General features: G+C 57.4%; 14 protein-coding genes. 7 read left to right on the top strand and 7 right to left on the bottom strand.

From position 1 onward, the window contains the following. Positions 1–61: 61 nt before the first annotated feature. The gene (locus tag RCCS2_RS06860) at positions 62–616 is read right to left on the bottom strand and encodes a cytochrome b (RefSeq protein ID WP_008232648.1); all 555 of its coding nucleotides are present in this window, start codon (positions 614–616) and stop codon (positions 62–64) included. Positions 617–705: 89 nt separating this feature from the next. Here RCCS2_RS06860 and RCCS2_RS06855 point away from each other — a divergent pair, with 89 nt between their 5' ends. The 5 genes from RCCS2_RS06855 to RCCS2_RS06835 are packed head-to-tail and all read left to right on the top strand — an operon-like array spanning position 706 to position 5,825. Next, entirely contained in the window at positions 706–1,476 is a 771-nt protein-coding gene (locus RCCS2_RS06855; protein WP_008232646.1) for a CDP-alcohol phosphatidyltransferase family protein, read from the top strand. Further along, the gene (locus RCCS2_RS06850) at positions 1,473–3,104 is read left to right on the top strand and encodes a sulfatase-like hydrolase/transferase (protein ID WP_008232645.1); all 1,632 of its coding nucleotides are present in this window, start codon (positions 1,473–1,475) and stop codon (positions 3,102–3,104) included. Before RCCS2_RS06855 ends, RCCS2_RS06850 begins: the two co-directional genes overlap by 4 nt. Beyond that, the gene (locus RCCS2_RS06845) at positions 3,101–4,009 is read left to right on the top strand and encodes a lysylphosphatidylglycerol synthase transmembrane domain-containing protein (protein WP_008232643.1); all 909 of its coding nucleotides are present in this window, start codon (positions 3,101–3,103) and stop codon (positions 4,007–4,009) included. The genes RCCS2_RS06850 and RCCS2_RS06845 overlap by 4 nt, the downstream gene beginning before the upstream one ends. Further along, entirely contained in the window at positions 4,006–5,073 is a 1,068-nt protein-coding gene (locus tag RCCS2_RS06840; protein WP_008232641.1) for a glycosyltransferase family 4 protein, read from the top strand. Before RCCS2_RS06845 ends, RCCS2_RS06840 begins: the two co-directional genes overlap by 4 nt. Further along, on the top strand, positions 5,070–5,825 hold the full coding sequence (locus RCCS2_RS06835; protein WP_008232639.1) for an FkbM family methyltransferase: 756 nt from the start codon (positions 5,070–5,072) through the stop codon (positions 5,823–5,825). Before RCCS2_RS06840 ends, RCCS2_RS06835 begins: the two co-directional genes overlap by 4 nt. 16 nt (positions 5,826–5,841) lie before the next feature. Here the strand turns inward: RCCS2_RS06835 and RCCS2_RS06830 are convergent, their stop codons facing one another. Together RCCS2_RS06830 and RCCS2_RS06825 are read right to left on the bottom strand one after the other, a co-directional pair. Continuing rightward, entirely contained in the window at positions 5,842–8,940 is a 3,099-nt protein-coding gene (locus RCCS2_RS06830; RefSeq protein ID WP_008232637.1) for an efflux RND transporter permease subunit, read from the bottom strand. Positions 8,941–8,942: 2 nt separating this feature from the next. After that, entirely contained in the window at positions 8,943–10,070 is a 1,128-nt protein-coding gene (locus RCCS2_RS06825) for an efflux RND transporter periplasmic adaptor subunit (protein ID WP_037293684.1), read from the bottom strand. Positions 10,071–10,159: 89 nt separating this feature from the next. On the opposite strand from RCCS2_RS06825, the gene RCCS2_RS06820 reads away from it, so the two are divergent. Further along, positions 10,160–10,777 (top strand): TetR/AcrR family transcriptional regulator, encoded by a 618-nt coding sequence (locus tag RCCS2_RS06820; protein ID WP_008232627.1) that lies wholly within the window; start codon positions 10,160–10,162, stop codon positions 10,775–10,777. A 4-nt stretch (positions 10,778–10,781) separates the two neighbouring features. Here RCCS2_RS06820 and RCCS2_RS06815 read toward each other — a convergent pair whose 3' ends face one another. The 4 genes from RCCS2_RS06815 to RCCS2_RS06800 all read right to left on the bottom strand — a co-directional run bounded on the left by RCCS2_RS06815 (position 10,782) and on the right by RCCS2_RS06800 (position 14,777). After that, positions 10,782–11,600 (bottom strand): ABC transporter permease, encoded by an 819-nt coding sequence (locus RCCS2_RS06815; protein WP_008232625.1) that lies wholly within the window; start codon positions 11,598–11,600, stop codon positions 10,782–10,784. After that, positions 11,597–12,487, bottom strand: a complete 891-nt coding sequence (locus RCCS2_RS06810) for an ABC transporter permease subunit (RefSeq protein ID WP_037293893.1) — start codon at positions 12,485–12,487, stop codon at positions 11,597–11,599. Before RCCS2_RS06810 ends, RCCS2_RS06815 begins: the two co-directional genes overlap by 4 nt. A 5-nt stretch (positions 12,488–12,492) precedes the next feature. Then, on the bottom strand, positions 12,493–13,614 hold the full coding sequence (locus RCCS2_RS06805) for an ABC transporter ATP-binding protein (RefSeq protein WP_008232620.1): 1,122 nt from the start codon (positions 13,612–13,614) through the stop codon (positions 12,493–12,495). A gap of 74 nt (positions 13,615–13,688) precedes the next feature. Then, complete coding sequence (locus RCCS2_RS06800) at positions 13,689–14,777, bottom strand: polyamine ABC transporter substrate-binding protein (protein ID WP_008232618.1); 1,089 nt, start codon at positions 14,775–14,777, stop codon at positions 13,689–13,691. Between the two features lie 266 nt (positions 14,778–15,043). Between RCCS2_RS06800 and RCCS2_RS06795 the strand changes: the two genes are divergently transcribed. Continuing rightward, a complete protein-coding gene (locus RCCS2_RS06795) occupies positions 15,044–16,420 on the top strand; it encodes a glutamine synthetase family protein (protein WP_037293890.1) in 1,377 nt (458 codons plus the stop codon). The last annotated feature ends 6 nt before the right edge of the window (positions 16,421–16,426 follow it).

The following is a 16,426-nucleotide window of genomic DNA, read 5'->3' as shown; positions in this document are numbered from 1 at the left end:
GCTGCGCATGCGCGATGATTTGAGAGTTCTGAGTAAACACGCTGTCTTGCTTTCCCTGATCTTACGACTTGGGGCCAACAGGTGGCCACATCCGGGAAAAAATCCCATCGCGCCGCACCAGCCCATGATACGCCGCCGCACCTACATGCATCGCGACCAATATGGCAATCGCATACGCACCATAGAAATGCACCGCTTTCGCAAATTCCGCCAAAGCCTCGGATCGCGGCACAAGCGCCGGAATACCCATCGCATCAAGCGCTTCAATCGGGAACCCCCCGGCCCTTACCCTGACATAGCCCGCAAGCGGCATAATCAAGAGCAAGGCATAAAGCCCGAAATGCGTGGCTTTGGCGGCCAATTCCTGCGCTTTGGGCAGGGGCACCGGGGCCAGCACCGGCGGGTTGCGCCACCGATAGATGAGGCGCACAAAGATCAGGATCAACACCAGCACACCAATGTTCTTGTGCGCGATGAACAGGACATTCTGCAAGCTACGGTCCAAGCCTTCACGGACCATCAAAAACCCCACCGGGATCATGCCAAGCACCAAAATAGCCATGGTCCAGTGGATCAGGCGTGCGGGCACACGATATCTTAAAACGCTGTCAGTCATGGGTCGTTCTTTCTTTTTTGCGGGTCTTGCGAATATTACGCCTACCTTGAGCGTATTATTCACAAGAAATATTTTTTAGAGTGCGCCGCATGAGACACCCGACATCAGACAAGCCGATAACGGATCGTCACGCAAAGCCCAAAGGCTTTGGCGCATCACCACTGCACGTGTTCTGCGGGGCCGCTTTGTTGGGCGCTGGTACATTGGTTTTTCTATATGATTTGCTGTTTGGAATGACCGCCGAAACCACGTATTTCGTGGTGATTGGCACGGGTCTATATGTGCTGGCAGCAACTGTGGCGGCTTTTCGCCTAAGCCAAGACTTTCCGCATCAGTCTTTGGGTTTGTGCAACTTGGCAACGCTGGGGCGTCTGGTGCTTGTGGGTGTGCTTTGCATCGTGGTGATGGCGGGGATCGCACCGAATTGGGCGACTTTTGGTATCGCTGCACTGGCACTTGGCCTTGATGGCATTGATGGGTGGTTGGCGCGCAAGCAGGGGCTTTCATCTGATTTTGGCGCACAATTTGATGTTGAGGTCGACGCCATCTTCGCCCTCGTCCTTGCCATTTATGCCGCCACCAATGGCGCCGCCGGCCCTTACGTGATCCTGTTGGGTTTGCCGCATTACCTGTTCTGGATCGCACGTTTGCAACTGCCATGGCTGAACCGGCCACTGCGCCCCAGCTTTGCGCGCAAGGCGGTCTGTGTCTTTCAGATTGGCGCGCTGATCGCCCTGCAAGTCCCGTTCCTTGCTGATGGGCGGCTTGATCTGATTATCGCTGCGGTGACGCTGGCGCTGATCTGGTCTTTCGGGCGCGATATCCTGTGGCTTTGGCAAAAACGAGAGGTGCGCCTTTGACGCTTCGCAGTAGTCTGGCGGTCGTACTGGCAGCGCTGATCCTTGATCTGGTGCTGATCCAACCCAATCATCCTGCGGCAGTGGCTTGGGACGCGCTTTTGCTGTTCCCGCTTGAACTGCCCGCTATTTTATTGGCGGTTCTGGCGCTTGGCACATCGCGGGCCGGGGTCATGCTGCGCGTTATACTTGTCGCGGCATTGACCATCATTGCGGTCCTCAAAACGGCTGATTTCGTCATGTTCACCTCGCTGAACCGCGGGTTCAATCCGGTGGGCGATTTGCCGTTGATCGGGTCTTTCTATGATCTGCTTGTTGGCAATCTTGGGCGCGCCGCTGCCATCGCTGCCGTTATTGGGGCCGGTTTGATCATCGCAGGCCTTGCCGCTGCGCTGTGGTGGGCGATGCGCGTCTGGGCGCGCCTGCCGTTGCCACGCCCGCTGCCTGCCATCGTCGGGGGTGCCGCAGTGCTATGCACGGGGCTTGTGATGACCGATGTCGGGGCCAAGATGGGGCGCTGGGCCACACCTTTTGCTTACCCCGGCACCGCTTTTACCGCGCGTGTGGGTGTTGAACGGGTTGAGACCGCGCAAAAAACCATCGCCGATCTGCGGGTTTTCCGCACGGCGGCACAGAACGATCCGCTCACGGACCAAAGCGGGTTGTTTGATCTGATCGACCGTGACGTAATCGTCGTTTTTGTCGAAAGCTATGGGCGCACCAGCCTTGATACCCCGCTTTATGCTGATCTGCACCGCGACACGCTGCGCGATGCGCAGTCCGAACTTGCGGCACTTGGGCTGTCCATGTCATCCGCCTTGCTGGCCTCGCCCACGCAAGGCGGGCAAAGCTGGCTGGCGCATGCGACCTTTGCCAATGGGCTGTGGATACCCAACCAGACCAGCTATCGCGCGGCCCTGTCAAGCGGGCGTCAAACGCTGTTCCATCTGGCCGGGCAATCAGGGTTTCACACCGCCGCCGTCATGCCGCAGATCACCCTTGATTGGCCCGAAGCACAGTTCATGGGATTTGAAACTGTCCTGGCCGAGGCCGATCTGGGCTATGCCGGAAAACCCTTCAACTGGATCACCATGCCCGATCAGTTCACATTCGCCGCAATGGACCGTCTGCTGCGCGACCAACGACGGGATGATCGACCTTATTTCATCCAAATGGCGCTGGGGTCATCGCATGCGCCTTGGGTGCCGGTCCCTGATCTGATCGACTGGGATGATCTGGGCGACGGCACGGTCTTTGACCCGATCGTTGATGCCGCTGACCCGCCGCGCGTGGTCTGGCAAGACAATGACCGGGTGCGCGCGCAATATGGGCTGGCGGTGGACTATGCCTTGCAGACGGTTTTTGCCTATGCGGCCCTGCATGCAGATGACCCGCCTTTGATGATCATCGTCGGCGACCATCAGGCGGCCGGGTTTATCGCGCTCGATGACCGCCCGCATGTGCCGCTGCATATTGTCGGGCCACCGCCGCTGGTTGATCTTTTGTCCGATGCCGATTTCACGCCCGGTCTGATCCCTGCTGACAGCAGCGATGTCCACCGGATGGATCAGATGCGCGAACACATCATCCGGGCCCTGTCATCACAACTAATCGCAGAGGCCGGCCAATGACCCGGGCGCAGGCATGGCGCGTCGGACAACTGGCTTTTACGGCACTGCTGATCGCACTGCTATGGACCGCCGCCGATGGCCCCGAAATCATGCGCATCCTGTCACAGGCGCAACCCCTTTGGCTGCTGGCCGCTGTTGCGGTGCTGATCTGTCAAACGGTGCTGTCCGCACTGCGCTGGAAACTGACCGCAGCGCATCTGGGCCAGACCCTGCACCTGCCGCATGCGATCAAGGAATACTTTCTGTCTCAGGTGATCAATCAGGCCTTGCCCGGCGCTGTGGTGGGTGACGCCACCCGCGCGGTGCGGGCCAAGGCACAAGCGGGCCTTGCGGTGGCGACCCAGGCGGTTGTGTTTGAACGGCTGGCGGGACAAATCGCGATGTTTGTCACGATGGCCTGCGCCTTTGCCTTCACAAGCATGGCAGTCGGTGGTCTGGACTGGCCGCTTGCCTATGCGGCACCCATTGGGACCGTCATTGCGGTCGGTTGCGCGGTCGGTATCGTCATCACCGCGGGTCAATGGTTTCCAGCCTTGTTGGGACAAAAGCTTTCAGGCTGGATGCGGCCCTTCTACACAGCACTCCTGTCGAAAAAGGCATTGCCTGCACAGATCGGGCTTGGGGCTGTGATCACCCTGTGCAATCTGGCGGCCTTTGGGCTGTGTGCATGGGCTGTGGGGGTGCATCTATCCATCGCCGCACTGCTGGCCATCGTGCCGGTGATCCTGTTTTCGATGCTGATCCCCTTTACCGTCAGCGGCTGGGGCATCCGCGAAGGGGCCGCAGCGGTCCTGTTGCCCCTTGCGGGCACTTCGGCCAGCGCTGGTGTGGCGGCCAGTGTGATGTTTGGCATCGCGATGCTTTTGGCGGTCCTGCCCGGCCTGATTGCGCTGGTGTTGAAATGACCGTCAGGCGCGCCGCTCTTGCCGTTCCCGGTGATCTGACCACGCTGACAGGGGGCTATATCTATGACCGCAGGCTGCTGCATGAATTGCGCGCCCAAGGGGTTGAGGTCAGCCATATCGCCCTGCCCGGCAGTTTCCCTGCGCCGCCCGCCAAAGATATGGACATCGCGTTCAACCAGCTGGCAAAGGTCCCTGTGGAGTGTCCGGTGATCATCGACGGCCTTGCCTTTGGCGCGCTGGATCCGGCCCGTGTGGCGCAGGTTCGCGCGCCCATTATCGCGCTGATCCATCACCCGCTTGCCCTTGAAAACGGGCTTGAGGCGGCCCGCGCGCAAGACCTTTACGCAAGCGAACGCGCCAACCTTGCCCATGCGGCCCAGGTTGTCGTGCCCAGCCCGCATACCGCCGGGCTTTTGGTGTCGGATTACGGCGTGCCAGCGGGCCGCATCCATATCGCCTGCCCCGGCACCGACCGGCCTGCAACGCCGGCGCGCCCGATTGATCCGCCCCTGATCCTGTCGGTGGGTATCCAACTGCCGCGCAAAGGGCATGATGTATTGCTCAGGGCGCTGGCCCAGATCACCGATCTGGATTGGCGGGCCAAAATCGTCGGCGCACCGCTGGACGCGACCTATGCGCAGGACCTGCAAGACCTGCGCCAATCGCTTGGGTTGACCGACCGTGTCACGCTCACAGGGCAGATCGACTATGATGCACTTGGCGCGCTTTTCGGCTCTGCCAGCCTTTTTGCGCTGGCGACCCGGTTCGAAGGCTACGGCATCGTATTTGACGAAGCGCTGGTGCATGGCCTGCCCATCATATCCTGCGCGGCAGGGGCGGTGCCTGATACGGTGCCAGCGGATGCGGGATTGCTGGTGCCGCCTGACGCACCGGATGCTTTTGCCGATGCACTGCGACAGGTGCTTGGCAACGCGGACCTGCGCCAAAACCTTGCCACCGCCGCACAAACCGCCGGGCACGCGCTGCCCAGCTGGCAGGACACGGCCACGATTGTGGCCACCGCCCTTGCCGCCATAACACAACAAGAGACACCCCTGACATGAACGCCATGACCAAAGCGCACCTGCGTGCGATCCACAAATCCCTTGATGTCTATTACCGCGACGCAGACCGCACCGCGCGGATGGACCGGTTGAACGCGCAGTTTGTGCCCGATGGCGGCCTTGCCTTTGATATCGGCGCGCATGTGGGTGACCGTATGGGCAGCTTTCTGCGCTTGGGGGCGACTGTCGTGGCGGCCGAACCACAACCGCATATTTTCCGCGCCTTACGGCTGCTGTATGGCGGCTGCGATCACGCGCATTTGCACCAAACAGCGGTGGGCGCGCAGGCAGGGACGCTGCCGTTGCATGTGAACACCGATAACCCCACGATTACGACCGCCTCATCCGATCTGATCGCATCGGCGCGACGGGCGACACAATGGCAAGGGCAGGTGTGGGATAGCCAAATCACAGTGGATGTCACAACGCTTGATGCCCTGATCCGGCAATACGGGATGCCCGATTTTATAAAGATTGATGTGGAAGGGCACGAACTTGAGGTGCTGCGCGGGCTGACCCATCAACCCCCCGCGCTGTCATTCGAGTTTACAACGATACAAAAACAAGTGGCGCTTGATTGTCTTGATCAGCTTAGCACCCTTGGGGCCTATGAATTCAACGCCAGTCTGGGCGAAGACCACGCGCTGATCAATCCGCAATGGGCCGACGCGCAAAGCCTGCAATCACAGATCATGGGCCTGCCGATGCGGGCCAACTCTGGCGATGTCTTTGCGCGGTTGAAATCGGCCTGACGCAGATGCGCCACGTTCACGCGGCGGCCAATGCATCACCACGCTGGTCTGCCTTGCGTTGACGGTAGATCAATGTGAACGCGGCTGGCGTAAAGAAGAACGAAATCACCGCAGACAGCATGACCCCGCCCGCAATCGCCACAGCAAAGGGCGGCCAAAAACCACCGCCCGCCAGGATCAGGGGCAAAAACCCACCAAAGGTCGTGATAGTGGTCGACGTGATGTGACGGCTTGATCCTGTGACCACGCGCGCAATCGCATCGGTATCACCTGCGGCGGCATCCGGGTCTGCCTTCAGCCCTGTCAGAATGATGATTGCGGCATTGATCGACACACCGATTGAACCGATCACACCAATGATTGCATTGATCCCAAAGGGAAATTGCATCACGGCTAGCGATAGCATCGACAGTCCCGCCGACAAGACGCAAACCACCAGGGCAATCGCCGTCAGGCGGAACGAATTGAATGTTAGCACAATCGTCGCAATCGTCAGCGTCACGATCAGCCCGACAGATGCCAGCAAATTCCCCACGGTGTCTGAGCGCGCATCACTGTCACCGCCCAATTCGATCCGATACCCCAGCGGCACATCAAACCCACGCGCATCCAATGCGGCAAGAACCTCTTGCAAGGCCTCTTCAGGCAAAACACCCGGCACAATATAGGCCTGCACCGTATTGATACGCTCACCATTGCGTCTTGTGATCACGCTTTCAGCGGGTTCAAGCACCGTCGTCGCCAGTTCGGAAAATGGCACCACCGGCAAAGCGCCTGCGCCTGACAAAGTGGCAGCGTTCGGCAACAGAATGGGCAAGTCATTGACCGCTTCAAGATCACCGCGCAGGTCACCACCAAAGCGCACACGCACCGGCAACTGATCTGTGCCTTCCACAAGGCTGCCGCCAGTCACACCGACCAACCCGGCCTCAAGCTGGGCTGCGACGTCGGTCAGGTTCATGCCCAACAGCCGCACCGCAGGTTCATTGATCTCGTAACGCAGTTGCGGCGCGCCACTGACCACACCCGCGCGCACTTGGGTCACCAATGGCAGATCGGCCATAATGGCGCGTGCCTCATTACCAAGATCACGCAACACATCCAGATCAGGACCGACAAGCCGAACCTCGATCGGGGCTGCGACAGGCGGGCCTTGGACCAGATCGCGCACGATAATGCGCGCTTGCGGATAGGCGCGATCAAGTGTGCCTTGCAAATCAGGCACAATGCGCGCGGCATCGTCGGCCGTCAGCGTTTTGACCATGGCTTGCGCATAAGCAGGCTCTGCGGACCGGCCACCGGTGATGTTGTAATAAAACGCAGGGCCGGATTGCCCCAGCGACCAATAGACCCGGTCAACCCCTTGGTCTTCGGCCAAACGCGCATCAATCTCGCGGGCGACGGCGGCGGTTTCTGCAATCGCCGTACCCGGTGGCATGTCAATTTCAACATAGAACTGGTCACGTTCAACCCCCGGAAAGAACTGCGCGGTCAGTGTTGGGAAGGCAGCAAACCCCAAAACCGGCAACACCAGCGCCAGCGCGATTGACCGCACAGGGTTGCGCACCGACAGATTGATCAGCCCAGCAAAGGCACGCCCCAGCACCGGCACTTGCAAGCCCGATGGCTTGCCACCTTTCAGGAACCACCCCGCCAAGGCAGGCGTCACGGTTAGCGCGATGAACAGCGACCAAACCAGCATCAGGACAACCGCAATCGCGATAGACCCCACAAAATCACCCGCAGGGCCGGGCAGCAGGATCATCGGGGTAAACGACAGCGCCGTCGTCACGGTAGAGGCCAGCAAGGGCGCCGCCAGTCGGTTGACCGCATCACCAACCGCCGCGCCCCGGTCCATACCGCGGCCAAGGCGTTGGCGGACCTCATCAACCATCACGATTGCCGCATCAACCAAAAGGCCAAGCGCCACAATCAGGCCGGTCACAGACATCTGATGAATGGGCAGACCGATAAAATTCATGCTGGCCAAAGTGGCCAGTGACACGACAGGCAACACCACAGCCACAATCGCAGCCGCGCGCAAGCCAAGGGTGACAAACAAAACCAGCACCACCAATGTGACACCGATGGCCATGTTGGCACCCACATCGGCCAAACGATCAGCGGTATAGGTACTTTGATCAAACATCAGCGTCTCGGACAGGCCCACTGGCACTGCGGTGGCCCCTGTCTGCAACTCATCACGCACAAAGCCCATCCAACGGTCAATCTGCACACCATCCTGCGCCAAAACACCAACAAGGATCGCGCGTTTGCCATTGGCAATCGCCATATCGCTGACTGGTTCGCGGACGCCGCGGGTGATCGTTGCAATGTCAGCCAGTGCCACAGTTGCCCCATCGGCGTTCTGGCGCAAAACAACATCGCCCAGACGTTCAAGCGTTTCAATGGCGCCGGAAATATTGATGGTCAGATCAACCGCATCGCTTTGCACGCGGCCTGCCTGCACCTTGCCATCGGCAGCGTTAATCAACCGCGATATATCCTGCGCGGTCAGACCAAGATTAGCCGCGGCCTGTGGATCAACCGTCACCAGCACCTCGGTTTCGGGTTCACCAAACAAATCGACAGCGCGCGTTGACGGGATCGTGCGCAAACGATCTGCCAAAGCTTCGGCATGTGCCTCAACAATGGCTTGGGGGACATCTGCGTGGTCGGCAGTCACAGCCACCACCGCAGAATATGCCGATATCCCTTCGGCATTGAAATCGGGCGCCTGCACACCGGCCGGAAAGGTGCGACGCGCGGCTTCGACGGCATCGCGTGCCTCGGACCAGACCTGTTCAATCGTGGCATCATCCAGCGTTTGCAGCAGTTCCACTGACACAATCGACACGCCAGAGCGCGACACAGATGTGATCACATCCACCTCTGCGATAGATTGCAATTCTTCTTCAATCTCGGCGGTGACAAGTGTTTCGACACGCGCAGGATCAGCGCCGGGAAACTGGGTTGTGACCGTCGCAAACAAATTGGTGATGGTCGGGTCTTCTTGGCGGCCCAAAGACAGGAAAGATGACAGGCCCGCAGAGATCAGAACAAGAAGGATCAGCGCGACAAGACGGGGCTGGCGAAAGGTCAGTGTCGTCAACATCCTCAGGCCCCGCTACCGGCAAGTTGCACTTGCTGGCCCGGCACAACACGATGCGCGCCCGTGCTGATCAACTGCGCGCCTTCTGTAAAGCTGCCTTGCACAAAGGCGCGGTTGCTTTGCTGGAACAAAACCTCGACGGCGGCGGTGCGCACGGTCCCTGCGTCAACAACCAGAACCGTCCAAATACTGCCAGACCCTTGCTGCAAGGCATCCAGCGACACCCATGCGCCACGCGCTGGCACTGTCACATCCACCAACAGCGTGGCGGTCTGACCAAAGGTCAGGTTGGCCTGCGTATCCAGTGCAAAAAGGGCGGTCCGTGTCCGCGTTGTCGGGTCGATATCAGGGCGCAGTTGCAGCAGGTCAGCCTGATGTTGCTGGCCTGCCATATCAATGCGGGCATTTTGCAGATCATCTTCGGTTACGCTAAGCGGCAGACCGACGCGCACAATAGGATCATTGGTTTCAATCAGTGTCAGAATCATCTGACCGGGGTTCACCGTCTCAGAGATTTCAACGTCCAGCGCACCAACCCGCCCGTCAAACGGGGCGCGCAATTCAGACTTTTCGATGTTGATGGCAACTGTTGTCAGGCCCGCATCAATTTCAGCGATCCGGCTTGTCAGTTCATCGCGGGTCGCGCGCGCCTGATCAAGTGTTTCCTGGCTAGAAAACCCATCGACCAATAGTTGTTCGGCGCGCTTAAGCCGCGTTTCCGCGAATGTCAGCTGCGCCAGCGTCGCATCTTTTGAGGCCGCAAGCCGCAAGCGCTCTGCCTCCAACAATGCCGTATCAAGGCGCGCAATCACAGCACCTGCGGACACGCTTTCACCTTCGTCCACCATCAACGCGGCCAGACGGCCCGCCAATTCAAAGGATAAAACAGCATCTGCCGTCGCCTCAACCTGCCCCAGAAAACGGCGGGTTGTAATGTAGTGGTCTTCAAACTGAACAGGCGTAACCGCGACAGTGGCCAGCGTGGCAGGTGCCGGTGGCGGTGCAGCTTCGGCGCGTTTGGCAAGGGCGTCTGACCCGAACATGACCGCCGCAACTGCGACCGCAATCGCAAGGGCTGTCCCGATAAGAATACCGGTCCGGCGCAGCATCCGCGATAAAATTCCTTGTGACATGACATACCCTCTCGCAATGTTAGAGACTCTAACATATGTTAGAACTTCTTACTTTGACAAGTATTACGGACCGTGAAATTGATTAGATCATGATAAAAGATAAAAATTCGCAAAAACGCGCATCGTATCACCACGGTGATCTACGATCACAACTGATCGACGCAACGCGGCAACTGGTCGAAGAAAAGGGCCCCGACAACTTTTCAGTATCCGAGGCCTGTCGCCGCGCGGGTGTTTCAACGGCCGCACCTTACAAGCACTTCAAGGACAAAACCGCGATGCTGCGCGAGGTTGCGGCCGCGGGTATGACCCGCCAATCCGAACAGATGCTGACAGAGCTTGCCCCGCATCCCGAAGGCACGCTGGCGCGGATCATTGCCTTGGGGCGCGTGTACATCCGTTTTGCCATCACGGAACCGGGCGTTTTTCGGCTGATGTTCACGTGGTCTGGCGAAACAGAAGAAGACGAAACGCTTTATGCGCTGGGCGATCAGAAATTTTCGGTTGTCCAGCTTGAGGTCGCCAAATGCTTGGGACGCAGCGAAATTACCGATGAAGACCGCCAAAGGGCCTTTATGCTCTGGAGCTTTGTGCATGGCCTGTCTTTCCTCAGCATTGATGGCAAGCTGTCGGACGGCAAGATGCCCGCAGATCTGGAAACCCTGCTCGCAGATATCGCACAACGCGTCGTGCCAGAGGCCGCTTAACGCACTAGCCTGCCTGCTCTGCCATCTGCTCTTCGCGGCGGCGGCGCATGACAGCCCGCTTTGTGGTCAAAGAGGCCGCAATGGTCCCGATGGTGACCAAACCAATCAGGATCGTTGATAACGCGTTAATCTCAGGACTCACGCCCAAACGGATCGAACTGAACACCTTGATCGGCAATGTTGTGGCAGACGGCCCGGCCACAAAGGAGGCAATCACCAGATCATCCAGCGACAGCGTCAGCGCCAACAACCAGCCGGAAATGACCGCAGGTGCGATGATGGGCAGGGTGACAAGGCGAAACGCCTCAAACGGGGTGCAGCCAAGATCAAGGGCTGCTTCTTCAACCGACCGATCAAAACTAACCAGACGCGAACTGACCACCACAGACACGTAGCACATGGAAAATGTCGCATGGGCAAGCACGATCGTGAATAATCCGCGGTCCAGCCCGATAGAGATAAACAGCAACAGCAGCGACAACCCAGTGATCACTTCGGGCATCACCAAAGGCGCATAGATCATCCCTGAAAACAACGTGCGCCCATAAAACCGGCCACCGCGCACCAGCACATAGGCGCCCATCGTACCAAGTATGGTTGCAATGATAGATGAGAAAAAGCCGACCTTGAACGTGACCCACGCGGCATCAAGGAAGGCTTCGTTTTGCAACAGCTCACCATACCATTTGATTGAAAAACCACCCCAGACCGTGACCAGACGGCTTTCATTAAAGCTATAGATGATAACCACGATCATCGGGATATAAAGAAACGCAAACCCCAGCGTCAGTGATGTCGCGTTGAACCATGTCAGCCGCCTCATGTGTCGGCATCCATCATCTTTTGCTCATTGCGCTGATACAGCACGATGGGAATAATCAGGATCAGCAGCAGGATAACGGCGACAGCACCGGCCACAGGCCAATCGCGGTTGGCAAAGAATTCTTCGTACAGCACCTTGCCAATCATCAGCGTCTCGGACCCGCCCAGCAACGATGGGATCACGAATTCGCCCAGCGCGGGGATAAAGACCAGAAAACAGCCCGCGATGATGCCGGCCTTGGACAGGGGCACTGTGATACGCCAGAACGCTTCGGTCCGCGAACAGCCTAAATCTTCTGCCGCTTCCAGCAGTGATCCATCCAGCTTGGTCAGCGTGGCGTAGATGGGCAAGATCATGAACGGGACATAAGTGTAAACGATGCCGATATAGACAGCGATATTGGTGTTCAGGATGGTCAGCGGTGCGTTGATCAGGCCAATCCACATCAGAAACTGGTTCAGCATCCCTTCCTGACTAAGAATACCAATCAGCGAATACACCCGGATCAGAAAGCTGGTCCAGAACGGCAGGATCACCAGCAACATCAAGGTCGGCTGCCATTCGCGCGGCGCGTTCGCCATGCCGTAAGCGATGGGAAAACCAATAGCCAAACAGATTAAGGTAGAGATTAGGGCAATCTGCACGCTGGACAGATAGCTTTTCCAATAAAGATCATCGGTCGCCAGAAATTCGAAGTTTTCAAAGTCGAGTTGCGACAGGAAGTCACGAAACCCCGCCCAGCCTTCGGACAATTCCAGCGTCGGCGTATAAGGCGGGATCGACAAGGCGATGTCAGACAGCGATATCTTAAAAACGATCAGAAACGGGACCAGAAACAGCCCCAGCAGCCAGACATAGGGAACGGCAATCAGGCTGAAACGACGCAGGTTCATCAGCTTTCCAACACGATGCCGGCGGTGTCTGTCCATGACAGCCAAACCTCATCTTCCCATGTAAACGGGCGGCTGGCGCGCCTGCGTGAATTGGCGGTCTGGGCCTTAATCACGATGCCGCTGGGCAATTGCACATGATAAGTCGACAGGTTGCCCAGATAGGCGATGTCGAGAACCTTGCCTTGCACCATGTTATTCCGGTCGGTCGGTTTTTCTGCCGAAATCGCCACCTTTTCAGGCCGGATCGCAAAGCTGACCTTACCGTCGTCCATCGGCTTGGACGGTGTGCCAATGATCGGCGGCTGGCCGTCGGCCCATGCGATTGAAACCGTTTCGCCCTGCGTTGTGGCGTGCCCTGCGATGATGTTCACGTCACCGATAAAATCAGCCACATAAGTACTGTTGGGCGCTTCATAGATGCGGTCGGGCGTATCGACCTGTTTCAGCCTGCCATGATCCATCACCGCGACGCGGGATGCCACCGTCATCGCCTCTTCCTGATCATGGGTGACAACGACAAAGGTGGTGCCGGTCTTTTCCTGAATATCCATCAGCTCAAACTGCGTATCCTGCCGCAGCTTTTTATCAAGCGCCGACAACGGCTCATCCAACAACAGCAGTTTCGGCGCTTTCGCCAAGGATCGGGCCAAGGCCACACGCTGGCGCTGGCCCCCAGAAATCTGCTCAGGCTTGCGTTGGCCAAACTTTTCAATCTGCACAAGGCGCAGCATTTCCTTGACCCGCGCATCAATCTGATCTTTTGGCAGCTTATCGCGCTTCAGGCCAAAAGCGATGTTGTCGTAAACTGTCAAATGCGGGAACAGCGCATAGGACTGGAACATCATGTTCACGCTGCGTTTGTTGGGCGGAATGGGCGATATATCCTGACCATCCAGCATGATCGTCCCACTGGTTGGCGTCTCGAACCCTGCCAACATGCGCATCATCGTCGTCTTGCCACAGCCAGAGGGGCCGAGCAGAGCAAAGAACTCTTTTTCGAAAATATCAATGCTCAGATCATCAATCGCGGTGAAACTGCCAAAACGTTTGGTGACATTGCGAAACTGGATCAGAGGTTTTTCAGCAGGATCATTCCAAGGCGCGAAAACGGTTTCAGGCATAGGGAATGGGCCTCGGGTCTGTGTGCGTCAAAAAGGACCCCGGCCCATCATCGCGGGCCGGGGTTGTCTTTACCTTAGGTGCCGGACTTGATCCGTGTCCACATCCGCGTGACGAAACGTTGCGCACGCGCGTCATAGGGGCTTTTTGTGTACAGGGTTTCAAGCGTGGCTTCGTCTGGATAGATGGCAGTGTCGCCAATCACATCCTCAAGAAGGAATGGCTTGGACGCTTCGTTGCCGTTGGCATAATAAACATAATTCGATGCAGCGGCCATGTTTTCAGCGTCCAGAATGAAATCCAGGAATGCATGCGCACCTTCTGGGTTTGGCGCATCAACCGGGATCGCCATTTGATCAAACCACATCAGCGCACCTTCAACAGGGGCGTTATAGGCAATTTCGACACCGTTATCGGCCTCGAACGCACGATCGCGGGCTTGCAGGACATCACCGGACCAACCGACAGCGACACAGATATCCCCGTTTGCCAAAGCTGTGATGTATTCAGAACTGTGGAATTTCTGGATATAAGGCCGCACCGCCTGCAAAACAGGCTCTGCCAAGGCGATAACATCTTCGTCCTGCGTATCGGGGTCTTCGCCGATGTATTGCAGTGCCGCGGGAATAATCTCGGTCGGGGCATCAAGGAAATAGACGCCACATGCGGCAAGCTTTTCCATATTCGCAGGATCAAAAATAAGCGCGAGCGAATTGATGGGCGCGTCTTCACCTAAAATCTCGGTGACTTTGCCGACGTTCACGCCAATGCCTGTGGTGCCCCACATATAGTTGATCGAATACTGCGCACCAGGGTCAAATGCCTCGGTCCGGCCAAGGATCGTATCCCAAAGGTTATCAATGTTGCTTAACTTTGACTTGTCCAGTTGCTGAAACGCACCCGCCGTAATCTGACGCTGCAAAAAGTCACCGGTCGGCACAACAACATCATAACCAGAACCACCGGCCAGCATCCGTGTTTCCAGCACTTCGTTGCTGTCAAAGACGTCGTAAATCAGCTCGTACCCGGTTTCTTCCTCAAACTTGGTCAGCAAATCTTCGTCAATGTAATCAGACCAGTTGTAAACGCGCACTTCTTCCGCCCAGCCCGCTTGTGCCGTCAGCACAGCCGCCGCAAGCAGCGTGCAAGTTTTCGTCTTGAGCATGTAATCCTCCGTTAATATGTCCCGCAATCGCAGTCAGCTTTGATGAAATTCTGGGCGTTTGCAATGGCAGGACCACGATTTGATCATTTCAGACCTACCAACGCACAAAGGCTGCCCTGCTGTGACTGGCATGATGCACAAATGGCAGGCAAAAATTGAACGCGCTTGGGCGCTGATCACAGACCGCATTTGACTAGGGTCAGAGTTTTGATCAAGGTTGCGTCGAAAGGCCCGTGTGCGGGCAGATTGCGCCTGCGGAGGGCCCCATGTCATCACAACAGAACCCCAACTGGCAAGACAGCCTGTCGGATGAGTTCACGGCCTATGCGAAAGGCGAAAAAATCGACGGTGTGGAATGCATTATCCCTGATCTGGTCGGCACCTCGCGCGGCAAGACGATGCCCACGATCAAGTTCCAACCCGATGCGGAAATGGCGCTGCCGATTTCACTGTTTTACCAGACGATTTCTGGTGAATACGTCGATATGGATATCGAAAACCAATGGCTTGAAAAGGACGTCGTACTGAAACCGGATATGGCGACCGCTTGCGCCATTCCATGGGCCGATGATGTATCGCTTCAGGTGATCTGCGACATGTTCAACCGCGACGGATCACCCCTTGCGCTGGCGCCCCGTACCATCCTTAAAAACGTCATACAGGCCTATGCCGATAAAGGCTGGACACCGATCATCGCACCAGAGTTGGAGTTTTACCTCACAACGCCCAACCTTGATCCAAATGATCCCATCGAAACACCTGTCGGACGCACGGGGCGCAAGGTGCCCAGCAGGCAGGTTTATTCCATGGTCGCGGTTGATGAATACGGCCCCGTCATCGACACGATCTATGATTATGCCGAACATCAGGGCCTTTCCATCGACACGCTGATCCAAGAAGGCGGCGCTGGCCAGATTGAGATTAACCTGATGCATGGCGATCCCCTGCATCTGGCCGATCAAGTGTTCTATTTCAAACGCACGATCCGCGAGGCGGCGTTGAAAAACAATGTCTTCGCCACCTTCATGGCAAAACCCAAGCGCGACGAACCCGGCAGTGCAATGCATGTGCATCAAAGTATCCTGAACACCAAAACCGGTCAGAACATTTTTTCGGGCGCCGAAGGATCAGAAACTGATCTGTTCCGCTGGTTTATTGGTGGGTCGCAAAAGTATCTGATGCAGATCATCCCGTTGCTGGCCCCTTATGTGAATTCCTATCGCCGCATCACCGTTGACGGGCAAAGCGCCCCGGCCAATCTGGAATGGGCCACCGACAACCGGACAACCGGGTTGCGCGTACCCCATTCCGGCCCCGATGCGCGCCGCCTTGAAAACCGCGTGATCGGTATGGATTGCAATCCTTACATCGCCATCGCCGCATCGCTGGCATGTGGCTATCTTGGCATGCTCAACAAGGTTGAACCGCGCGCTGAAGCCACCAAAGAAGTCTGGGAAGCTGAGGTGCCTTTGCCCGCCAGCCTGCGCGAAGCGTTAGAGGATTTCGAAGAAGCCACAGAAATCCGCGCCCTGCTTGGCGACGATTTCTGCCGCCTTTACGAACAAATCAAACTTGCCGAAAACGAAGAGTACCAGCGCGAGATATCGCCTTGGGAACGCCGCCACCTTCTTTTGAACGTCTGAGGTCAC

It is taken from the genome of Roseobacter sp. CCS2, assembly GCF_000169435.1.
GTDB lineage: Bacteria > Pseudomonadota > Alphaproteobacteria > Rhodobacterales > Rhodobacteraceae > Yoonia.
Note: the sequence above shows the minus strand (reverse complement) of the source record. Positions and strands in the feature narration are given on the sequence as shown.